The organism is Bacillus solitudinis (assembly GCF_002797395.1).
In the GTDB taxonomy this organism is placed as follows: domain Bacteria; phylum Bacillota; class Bacilli; order Bacillales; family Bacillaceae_D; genus Halalkalibacter_A; species Halalkalibacter_A solitudinis.
The window spans coordinates 1,376,005-1,388,303 of record NZ_KZ454943.1; the positions used below are offsets into that span (position 1 = coordinate 1,376,005).

General features: G+C 34.7%; 7 protein-coding genes. All 7 read right to left on the reverse strand.

Annotated features, from left to right (window positions below; genetic code table 11):
- Nucleotides 1–141 precede the first annotated feature (141 nt).
- A complete protein-coding gene (locus CEF19_RS06735; protein WP_100405381.1) occupies nucleotides 142–3,561 on the reverse strand; it encodes a glycoside hydrolase family 3 protein in 3,420 nt (1,139 codons plus the stop codon).
- A gap of 251 nt (nucleotides 3,562–3,812) precedes the next feature.
- Nucleotides 3,813–5,384, reverse strand: coding sequence for an alpha-L-rhamnosidase-related protein (locus CEF19_RS06745; RefSeq protein WP_100405383.1), 1,572 nt, complete (start codon nucleotides 5,382–5,384; stop codon nucleotides 3,813–3,815).
- A 108-nt stretch (nucleotides 5,385–5,492) separates the two neighbouring features.
- Nucleotides 5,493–6,323, reverse strand: a complete 831-nt coding sequence (locus CEF19_RS06750) for a carbohydrate ABC transporter permease (protein WP_100405384.1) — start codon at nucleotides 6,321–6,323, stop codon at nucleotides 5,493–5,495.
- Entirely contained in the window at nucleotides 6,320–7,201 is an 882-nt protein-coding gene (locus CEF19_RS06755; RefSeq protein WP_100405385.1) for a carbohydrate ABC transporter permease, read from the reverse strand. The genes CEF19_RS06750 and CEF19_RS06755 overlap by 4 nt, the downstream gene beginning before the upstream one ends.
- Before the next feature lie 75 nt (nucleotides 7,202–7,276).
- A complete protein-coding gene (locus CEF19_RS06760) occupies nucleotides 7,277–8,590 on the reverse strand; it encodes an ABC transporter substrate-binding protein (protein ID WP_100405386.1) in 1,314 nt (437 codons plus the stop codon).
- A 214-nt stretch (nucleotides 8,591–8,804) separates the two neighbouring features.
- The gene (locus tag CEF19_RS06765) at nucleotides 8,805–10,373 is read right to left on the reverse strand and encodes a response regulator transcription factor (protein WP_100405387.1); all 1,569 of its coding nucleotides are present in this window, start codon (nucleotides 10,371–10,373) and stop codon (nucleotides 8,805–8,807) included.
- Nucleotides 10,374–10,383: 10 nt separating this feature from the next.
- The gene (locus tag CEF19_RS06770; RefSeq protein ID WP_100405388.1) at nucleotides 10,384–12,180 is read right to left on the reverse strand and encodes a sensor histidine kinase; all 1,797 of its coding nucleotides are present in this window, start codon (nucleotides 12,178–12,180) and stop codon (nucleotides 10,384–10,386) included.
- Nucleotides 12,181–12,299 lie beyond the last annotated feature (119 nt).

Sequence of the window (12,299 nt, forward strand, 5' to 3'; positions counted from 1 at the left end):
TCGGTGATCACTTTAGTTAACCTTCATTAAAATACTTTCTTTTAATCACAAAATATCCCAGCGAATGTAACACTGGGATATTATGATTTCATTTATTAACCTAACAAATTATTGATTTTCTGATAAGCCTGAACGTTTTTGTCATTTTTGCCAAGATAAACTGTCAATTCTTAAATCACCTTCATTAAAAACAACGTATACATCGTGGACACCCTTCATCTTTTTAGTAATTTCTGCTGTTATATCCACATATCCGAGCTCATTGACTTCAGCTTCTGTGTTTTTGGCAGTATAAGAGATTGGGGCAGTAATAGGCACATCAATTACTGCAAAAGGTTCACTCTCTGGCGAGTCAACATGTAAAGTGATTTGACCACTAGTTACATTTGATGCCACACTTGCTACAACCTTCTGTGCTTTAGAGAGATTTACTTTTGGTATTGCTACCCACGAGCCTTCTTGCTTAGATTTAACGGCATGGTAGCCACCTACAACATTTTTCTCTTTCAGATTTTCAGCCGTTCTATCTTTAGAAACTTCATGATAAACCACATCTTTAGAAGCAAAACTATGATCAAACACGTTGAATGTTCTGGCTTGTAAAGTCTTAATAGATTTACCATTAACTTTTACTGTTTTGTTTTCTTCAATGTTTTCAGATGATGAACCTATCATTAATGAATAGTTACCCTTCTCTACAATGAAGTCACCAAGGTTTACGTCCCATACGGCAAAGTCTTCAGGATTAACGGTTAGTGTAACCGTTTTCGTTTCACCTGCTGCGATTTGCATCTTTTCAAATGCAACAAGTTGCTTTTGTGGAGCATATTCCCCGTAGGCTGCATCATTGTTCTTAATATACAGCTGCACTACTTCTGAAGTATCCACATCGCCCACGTTTTTCACTTTGACTGACACATCAAACGGTTTATTACTGTTTACATTTTGCGGTACAGTGAAGCCGCTATATTCAAAGTCACTATAAGATAGACCATACCCAAACTCATACGTTACTGGTGCATCAGTGTACATATAAGTCAACTCTGATTCAATTGGATCAGCATTGGTCATATCCACTGTAAAACGAGGATCGAGATCAGCCAACGTTTGTGTATCTCCTTCTGGGATTGAATACTCACTTATCGAAGGTAAAGCAGAAATATCCGCATACCATGTAGAACTTAGTCTACCTGTTGGTGCATTATCACCATACAATACTTCTGCCAATGCATAAGATTCATATTGACCGGCATATGGTTGGTACACAATTGCGGAAACATTTTTGTTGTTTTGAATTTCTTCCATACCTACTGGGAAGCTTGATTTAACTACTACAACTGTTTTTTTGCCCTCTGCGGCAAAAGCTGCAGATACTTTATCAACTAATTGATAATCGGCTTTACCCATCTCAAGGCTTGAGCGATCATTTCCTTCTCCAGCACTATGACGGGGAATTGCACCAACAAAGACGATTGCATAGTCATCTTCTTTAGCGCGATTCGCTGCTTCTTCTCCAACATCCTGAACAACGTGTGTAGTGAACTTCACATCGTCTCCACGGTTAGAAGCATTTTCTGCATCGCCTAATGGTCCAGTAGTACCTAAAGTTTCGTCATCCATAGTTGTGAAAAAACGTCCATTTTCGTAATACCAATTAGCAAAATTCCCACCAAAGCCTGTTTGGTATCCATTCGAGATGATAGAAACAGTATTACCTTCATCATTATTCTGTTCAATACGTAATCTTGGTGGAATCGTGCTAGTGTTGCCATCCATTGTCTCTAGTTGCCAATCATTGTTGGTCAGATTGAGAAGTGTGTTATCTGTATTACCAACAGGATCTACACTTCCATCTCTATTTTGACCTGGTGAAGTTACCCAACGCCCATTTACCATAGACTTTAAACTAACTCCCTCTTGACCCCAATCATATAGTTCGAATAGATGAGCATCATTTTCGGGATTTAGAGTAGCATCTGTAGTTATGAGGTTCGCACCCTCTTCCGTAGCGTTCGGATCTGCAGAGACGGTTCCACCATTTAGTTTAGATGTAAAACCTATGATTTGCGCACCAGTCTCGTAAGATACTTTATCATTGCCAATTTCTTTCATGATCGCCAGCAATGGTGAATTTCCGGCATTATCAATATCAGGTGTAGTCCGTGCAGAATACGTTGTTTTAAATCTAGCATCGGCATATATTCCCGAAACTGCAGCACTTTCATCTTTATCTAATGGCAATGCTCCATCATTCTTTAAAAGTACAATACTTTCTTTAGCTGCTCTGAATGCAATGTCTTGATGGTCAGCATCATTATAGTCAGAGACTATATCTGAAACATCTTTTGCATCATCAGCAAATGGATAGTATTTTGGAATTCCATTTTCATCTACTTCATTAAAAATACCTAATCGAACTAATTGATTTACATGAGATCTTGCAGTCTCTATTAAATCTTCTTCCGTGACACCGTATAGTCCCGCCTCTACGGCTTCTACTAACAATTGGACATTTGCCAACCCATCACTTGAGTTTGCTAAGGTGAACAACGCAGAAGCGTGAGAGCTGTCGACAGCATACTTTGTATCATAACCATTCCCTTGCTTATTTTCTCCATAAATGTGTCGGTCACTGAAGAAGTCTGTTGTACTGTATAGACCGTATTTGGAATTGTTGTTTGCATGAATTTGATGCGAAGAAATAATGTTCGGGATTCCATTAGTCCGACCGAATGAAGTCATAACACCAGACACTGAGCCAGAACTAAGTGCTTTTAGTGGACTACGGGTATGATATTCAAACATAGAACGCGCTCCAGCACTATTATTTACCGTTTGGCGGAACCATTGTGCATTGTATACAGAATAGTGTTTCGTTCCTACAACTGCACGGACCCAGAACCCGTCATCACTTTTTTGTTGGTCTATTCCGCTAAGCCCTGTTGCCAACTCATCTACCATTACAGAAGTCAAGTAAGGATCTTCGGAAAAACCTTCATCAAATCTTCCACTAAGCGGATTAGTTCGCAAATCACTTACTGCAGTAAATGCAACCGATAAGGATGGATCAGGTCCACTCTGAATATTAGATTCCCCTTGTTTTACTTTGAGAGTACTAATTTTTTCACTACCCATAACCTTCCCAATTTCAGAAAGAAGATCTTTATTCCAAGTTTGTCCCATACCAACTAAAGCAGGAAAGTCTGTAGAAACTCCTTGTACATTATCAGCTGCCGACAATGCACCTGGTATAACTTTTCCCGCATTATTCCCGCGTGTCAAAGTATAATGATCCCTTTTCCCTGAGACATAGACTGCTGGGCCTTCTATTCCTGTGTAATCAAAATAAGTGTCTACAAACTCATCCAAATGCTCTGGAATGCCATCAAATAATGGCATTCCATCAAAAACTCCTCCCACTTGTTCTTTAAACGTAATTCTCTTTTCTTCTTCTTTTGCTATTACTGTTGTTGTTGAGCCTATACTACTGCTAATAACCGTAAAACCTAACAACATGGCCATACACGATTTGCCTAACTTAGTGATATCACGTCTTTGCATAATACTCCTCCTTTATCTTCTTTTTGGAAACGCTTTCAACGTTGCCAATTAAATTATATACTAGTAGAAAGTTCACAATTATTATGACTCTCGGTACACTTTCTATAGTTTTTTTAAAATTACCATGGTATATCATATTAAACTGAAATTTCATTCTACAACCGTACATAAAAATAATAAGCAGAAACCAAATTAGGTTCCTGCTTACTTTCAGCACTATACTCTCAACACCACTCTCGAGAAATATATGTCTATTTCAAATAAGTCCTAATTAAATACGAAGGTGTACAACTCCAAGCATGGCAGTAACTATTAATCAAATGGTTACCATAAGGTGAAAATGATTTATCTTCTGGGTTATACAGTTCCCAAAAAGTGTCTGCACCATCGGAAATCATCCCTCCCCAATAGTTCTTTAACCACCAAATCGCCTCATCTTTTGCACCAACTAACAATAGAGCCTCTACAAAATGGTGATGCATATAAGGCGTATTCATTCCAATTTTAGGTTCTTCTTCAATTAACTTTCGGAGCAACCTTTTACCCTCTTCTCTATCTACAACTTCAGCTAGGACCATCCACACTTGACTTGCCCATGATACTTGTCGTTCATCCCCACTTATAAAGTAGCCCTCATCTGCACTCCATAATAGATTCTTAGATGCATATATCAAACGATTAACTGTTTCTTCCATTTCATTTACTTCATTAACTCTTCCAAGAACTTTAGCTAATTCTAAGGCACGATTAATAGCATAAATTAATATAGCTTGTGATGGGGTTTGTTTGTTTAATTGTGAATGCCAGTCAATAAAAGACCACCAGTTAGTATCATCCTGGACTATACCGTTCACTTGCACACGGTTTATCGCTAGCTCTATTTGCTTATATGCGGTTTCCCATAAATCGTTTAGTGTTTCTAAATCCTTGGTTACTTTATAATAATCATATAAAGTAGTTGTAAAAAATAAGGAATAATCAAATAAAAAAGTATCATCTGGAATCAACTTCGGCTTAATAAATAAATTGGCAGAAACCATCCCATCCATATTAGGAACCGCTGCAAACAAATATAAGTTACCTTTAACTAAGTCAAAGTGCCGGAAAGTTACATAGTTTGTGAGAGCTTGAAGTCTTAGGTCTCCTAGCCACAACCTGCGATCCCGTTTTGGTCCATCTTCAAATACCTCTTGCATACAATCCTGTAAGGTTTTAATACTTACTTTATCTATTTTTTCTAATTCTACGTCGTGATGTTTAAACGAGACTAATCTATCAGTATCAGCAGAAGTAACTGAATTACAGCTTACATTTTCAAATACAACCCTATATTTAGGTGATGTATCAAGTACATCTACTTTTAAATACCGAAAGCTATAACGTCTAGGTAATACGATATTTTCTGGTAGTATATCAATATGCAGTGTTTCTTCCTGTAACCATGAGCTGCTAATCCATCCATCGTATTCTGCAAACGACTCCGAGACTTCTACAGGCATCTCGCCAAAGGTTAAGCGGATTTTTAATGGAGCATCTGGTGGACTTCCAACTGGTTTAACATCAAAAGAAAGATATCCAACCAGATGCTCCCCGAAATCAAGAATAAAGGAATCGCCTTTGCCATATTCAGTTTCACTGAGTTTATCTGCTGACGAAACAAATACAGTTTTCCAAGAGTGAATAATTGTTTCACCTTTTTCGGTTTGGATTATATTTTCTGGGTACTCTATTTTCTGATAAAGTTTAGGACTTTGATTATCAGCCTTTTTCTCAAATTCACTTTTCCGTTGATAATTATGCCATTCACTAATTTGGAAGCTCATATGCCCCTCCTTTAACTTACAACAAAATAAAGGTTTTGACTAATGCTTTGAAACCTTTCGAATAGGCAAATAGATTACAAAAGATTATGCAAGTATCTTATAAAGTAATCACCCTTTTACAGATCCAACAGTAAGTCCACTTATGAAAAACTTTTGCAAGAAGGCAAAGATTATTAACAATGGAAGTGAGGCTAAGAAACATGCCGCGAATAACACATTCCATGCAGTGGGATTTGTCTGATCACCCATAAAACCAAGCATGGCTAAAGGTAAAGGTGTATACTCACTTGATGATATAAAAATCATATTGTAGAAGTAATCATTCCATATCCAAACCCCTTGAGTAATTACCACAGCCACAGTTACAGGAATTAGCAAAGGGAACACTATTGACCAAAATCGACGGAATACTCCAGCTCCGTCTATAATTGCAGATTCCTCTAATTCAATAGGCACACTACTCCTGATGAACCCAGTAAATAAAAACAAGGCGAAGGGGATACTATTTGTGATAAACATTAAGATTGGCGGTAAATGAGGACTAGGTAAATTTAATGAACTCATTGTTTGCACAATTGGTATAATAACCATTTGTGAAGGTACCACTAACCCACAAATAAAAAAGAAAAATAGAAATTTACTTAATTTATTATTAATTCTTGCTAGGGGATAGGCTGCCATAGCTGAAAAAATCACAACAACAATAACAGGGATAGTTGTTAAAATAATGCTGTTCCAGAAAGCTTGTAAAAAATTCATTTTTTCAAAAGCAATCATATAGCTCTCTAAAGAGAACTCATCAAATAGCTTAAGTGGATTTGTCATATTATTTACTTTACGAAATGAACTAGAGAGAGCAATTACTAATGGAAGAAGGTTTATAGCTAATATTAAAGTTATTGCAACATGGATTATGATTTTTATTGATTTATTTTTCACGCTGAAACCTCCCGCTTATTCATCCTTACAACAAAGAATACAGTAATCACCATTATAAATATAAAGGATACAATAGCTAGTGCAGATGCTTTGCCAAACTGCTGTTCTGTAAATCCAATTTTATAGATATCATATACTAATGTGCTAGTTGCTCTTCCTGGACCTCCATTTGTCATAATAAACGGATAATCAAATGCTTTTAACCCATTTATAATATTCATTGCAATATTAATCGTCATAGCTGTCGCTAACATCGGAATTCTAATAAACCGAGTAATTTGCCCTGAGTTTGCTCCATCCATTCTTCCGGCTTCTTCCAACTCAACCGGTATCGTTTGCAGCCCTGCTAAGAAGATTATTGTACTGACTCCAATACTTTTCCATATTTCAACTACTGAAATTGAATATAATGCAGTGTCATAGCTTCCTAATAAATTTAGGTTTGCTCCATTAAATCCGAGCCAATTTGCAATAGTCGCAATCATACCGCTATCAGGCATATAAACATAGCCCCATATAAAACCAATTACAATTGGACTGAACAATGCAGGTATATAAGCTACTGTTCTGTATATCCCAAGACCACGGATTTTCATATTTAACATTAAAGCTAATCCTAAAGAAATCAGGATGCTGAATACCACATAAACGATTGTGTAAATGACGGTGTTAGATAGACTGCTAACAAAGATTCCATCTTTGAATACTTGCACATAATTTTGGAATCCTACATAATCATAATCTTTCAGAAAACCATCGTAATTAGTGAAACTATATTGAATAAGTTTGAATATTGGAAATATCCACAAGACTAAGTAAATTATTAAAGCAGGTACTACAAATAAAAACATGAATTTGTTTTGAAGCTTTGATTTCATAATTAACTTCCTTTCTTAAGCTGTGAAGAGGACCTATATAAGGTCCTCCTTGAATAGTAAGAGACTTAAAAAAAATTACTGCTTCCATAATTCATCAAATTTATTTTGCATTGCTTCTGCAACATCTTCAGGAGTTTTATTACGCCCTGCGATTATTTCTGCAAATGTTGACTGTAATGTATCTGCAACACCACCAGGCCACATTTGATTCGCGAAATAGGTGGAGTTTCCGTTTGACTGATACAAATCATAGGAATATTTAAAAATTTCATTCTCTAACTCTACTCCATTAAAAGCACTTATAGATGACTCCATTTCAATCCACTTTTTGAACAAATCTGAATCTTGATCAAACCAGTAGTTCAAAATTTGTTTAATTTCTTCTTGATGTTTAGAATTAGCATTTACACCCCAACCAGCTGCAGTAGCTACTGCTTGCCAAACTGGTTCCCCTTCATCGTTACCTGGTAGAGGAAAGAAACCACGTTCAAAATCAACTGCACCTTGTGCTTTAATAGGTGCATACTCCCAAGTTCCGTCAAACACCATTGCTGCTTTTCCATCAACGAACATCTGAATTGCTTGTGGCCCACCAAGACCAAGAGAATTTTCTACAATGTAACCTTTATCGTAAAGTTCTTTGTACTTTGATATAGCTTCTACCCAATTAGGATTAGTGAATTTTTCCTCTCCAGATCGTAACTTTAAGTCAAATTCCGGATCATCAGAATACACAGTATTTGCAACTAGTTGGTAAATACCAAATTGAATCCACCAAGAGTCTTTATCACCCATTACGATTGGAGTAATGCCAGCATCCTTTAATTTCTTACATGCTTCTAAGAAAGAATTCCAATCTTGAGGGATTTCTTCAATTCCAGCTTCTTCAAATAAAGATTCATTATAATAAGTACCTAACATATCAATTCCTCTTGGAATAGCATAAGCCTTTCCGTCAAGTGACATATCATCAATCGCACCAGGGTTAATATTTTCTAAGAAAGGCAGATCGGATAAATCTGCTAAGTACCCAGCCTCTCCAATGGATCTAGCACCCATGGGACCTATTAAAGGCCAAATAGTAAAAATATCAGGTCCTTGGCCTGCAGAGAGTTTCGTTTTAACTGAAGTTTCAAATTGAGTATCTGGTAATTTTTGTACCTCTAATGTTATATTTGGAAATTTTTCATTTACCATTCTTGGAAGAACATCTAACTCAAAGTCTTCACCTTCTGTAGCCTTGTTTCCAGATAAAGTCATAGTAATAGTGACATTTTCCTCTTTACCTTCATTGGATGTACTACTTTCTTTGGTATTTTCTCCATTACATGCAACTAGTAGCAAAAGGATTACAGAAACCATAGCAATTGTAAGCACTTTCATCTTCATTAATACTCCCCCTTTTTTTTGTGAAACTTTACATTTTTATTTTATATCTATAGGTAGTACACTTTGTTCAGATCATAGTGTGCACTATCTTTAGTCATTCGATCATGCCATATTGGGTACTTAATATTAGGCGACTCTTGCAACTCAACACTTATTACTAAATAAACCCATCGGGAAGAAAAAAACCACCTGCTTAACAGATGGAGGTTTTTGTTTAATAATTAATACTCTTTTTGTAAGTTTTCCTGTATTCTTCTGGAGTGTATCCGGTTATCTTCTTAAAAACACGAAAAAAATATTTCACATTATCAAAACCGTGTCGTTTAGCAATCTTATATATTTTTTCTTCAGAAACTTCTAGTCTATCCTTTGCTTTTTGAATTCGTACTTGATTGACATAATCTGAAAAGTTTACACCAGTATTTTCTTTGAACACATAACTACAATAGCTCGGATTCAAGAAGAAAAGTGAAGAGATTTTTTCAAGTGTTAACACCTTATCAAAATTGTTATCTATATAATCCCTTATATTTTCAACAACCTGATTATTCGAATAAACATTTTTCTCCTTCATCATTTCAGTGTTCTTTACGAGTATCTCTCGAAAAATTTCTTTCATAGCATTAATATCAAACATAGTTTCTAGTGATAATTCAAAATTATGGAGAAGCTCATTTTCACCAATTTGAAAATTACGGTTTACTTGCAAGTTTATTTCTTGCAAAATGATTCGCAAGGATATTTTAATCTGCCCAAGAGTAATGTCGGATTTACTATTAAAGTATTCAAAGATTTTATCAACATAGTCTATAACCCTATCTATATTTCCCGATTCGAAGAAGAACAGCAACTCATCGATGTGGTCCAAAATCAATGGCTTTCTATCTTGTCTTTCCTCTTTTTTAAATATCTTAACACAAGCTTTTTTTCTATTTATTAGTGTACTATTAATCGCACAAACGCTTTCCCTATATGCCTCATTTAGCTCCCACACAGACGTTTTAACACTACTAATGCCTACCTTTAAACTTCCATCATATTGGTCTTCTAGTCTTTTTACAAAGGAATTAGACCATTTAAGCGCTTCCATTTCTTTTGAAAAGGATAACAAGTAACATCCTTCCATATTATGATGATGTTGGGGGGTTATAAGAATCCCCTTTACATTATCTTCATCAAGTATTGTTGTTAATAAATTCTTATTAGTCCTAGGCAAAGTAAAGCTCATAAGTAAAAGTAACTTGTCTTTCATAATACTATTCATTTTCTGTGATCGAGGTACTATTTCACCTTTTTTAGAAAATTTCCCATGAATTAAAGAATATAAAGTTTGAAGGTCAGCATTAAAACTTAACTCTTGTAGTTCGTTTACCTGTTGTTCTCGATTCCTTTTCATCGCCTTCTCACTATTTAGGGTTGTAACTGCTTTGATTAATGATTCCTTTATTTCTTCACGATTAAAAGGTTTAAGCAAATACCCAACTACTTTTGCAGAAATAGCTTCTTGCATATATTCAAAATCAGAATAACCGCTTATAACAATAACTTTTTTGTCTGAATAGTCTTGTTGTATTATCTGCAAAAGAGACTTCCCATCCATTAGTGGCATTCTCATATCTAAAATGATTATGTCTGGATTAACTCTTCGTACTAATTCCAGACCAGTTTTACCATTATCAGCCTCACCCACAAATTCCAACTGTTCCAAACCAAGAGATTCAATTTTCTTTCGTATTCCAAGGCGAATTAGCGCTTCATCATCGATAATAATAAAATTATACATATACTACACCTCATTTTAGTATCGGAATATTTATTACAATTTTCGTCCCTTTCGTCTCAGTACTTTCTATGCTTAATCCATAATCTGAACCATAATATAAATTAATGCGAGAATGTACGTTTTTTAATCCGATGCTACGTTTTGCTCTTCGTCCAAGGTCATTGAATGATGGTTGTTGATTTAGTAATATTCTTAAATTATCTAATTCTTTTGTAGATATCCCTACTCCGTCATCTATTATTTCAAAGATAATTTGGCTTTCAGCTTCATATATATTTAAAGTCACTTTACCATGGTAGTTTTTCCCTTCCAACCCATGATACAATGCATTTTCTATTAATGGCTGTAATATTAACTTTAATATTCTCTTTTTTAATAAACCGTCTTGAATATAATACTTAAAATCTATTTTATCTGAAAATCGAATGTTTTGAATATATAAATAATTTTTTACGTGTTTGAGCTCTTCTTCTATTAGAACTAATTCACTCTCAGTCTTGATACTATATCGAAACATATCGCCAAGTGCTTTTGTCATTGTAGCAATACTTTCAACTTCTTCAATCTCAGCAATGCTATGAATGGATTCTAAAGTATTATATAAGAAGTGAGAATTAATTTGTGCTTCTAGTGACCTCATTTGAGAGTCTAAAGTAATGAGTTTATTTTGATACCTTTCTTTTATGTATTCTTCAATCCGGTTCACCATTCTGTTGTATTCATTATACAAAACTCCTATTTCATCATTTCTGTTTATATTCTTTTCCATCCTCAACAGATTCAAATGTTTATTTTTATGCATAACCTTACTTAAATAGACAATTGGATTAGTAATTAAGTTTGATAAGACCACTGAGAGTAATGAAAATATTAATATGCAGGTTAGCGCAATATACACTAAAAGTTGTTTTTTAATCCCATACTGTTCATATAACTTTGACAACTCTACAGAGGCAACAATTCGCCAATCATTATATAAAAAATGTCTAATAGCTAATAAATTACCATTATTACTAACTTCATAAACTCCTTCTGCCAATGTATCCTCCGCAATAGCATTAAGATGTTGAGGTGATTGTTGACCAATTTTTTCTTTATGATTAGAGTACAAAACATTATTTTCTTCATTAACAAGATACAAATTAGTAATACTCGGAAAAATCTCTTTATCCATGTCTTCAAAAATTGCTAAGTCACAGTCAATCATTAATACTCCAAGGTACTGCCTATTATCCACGTCATAGAGTGCTCTTGAGAAGAAAATAGATCGCTCTTTGTCAAGAGTGAAATCTTTTATGGAAGAGTCGCTTATGTATAAATCACCATGTTTATTTAGAGTTTGAATGTACCATTCTTCTTTAAAAGGATTGTAATCGTTAACTAAATCAGTACCAATTCCATAACTAATTGATTTTCCATCAGGAAGAAAAAAGTAGATTCCTTTTATATATTCATTTCCGAGCACCAGGTTATAAAAGAAGAAAAGCATATTAGAACGTGCAGAAAAAAAATCATATTGATCAGGATTAGGATTATTAATTAACTGCTTCACCTCATGTGCAACGGTAAAATTGCCCGGACGAGTTGTATAACTTTGGAATGTGAGAGTAATCTCATTAATATTTTGAAATACTTTATTAATATGTTCATAACTATTGTCAATAGTATTAGTAGCAACAAGTGAAACTTGTTTTCCAACTAAATTTGTATAAACATTATAGGAAATTATTGTAACTACAGAAATTGGAATAATAGAAATAAACAAAAAGATGAAAAAAAGTTTGGTTCTAATCTTCCCGCCCACCATAACACTCCTTTCATGTGCTAAAACCTAAAAAAAGTGTACCATGACGGATGTATTCTGACTAGCTACAAAACAGTTAGGTACTTTCAAAAGATAGTACACTATTTTTGCTAAAATTATTT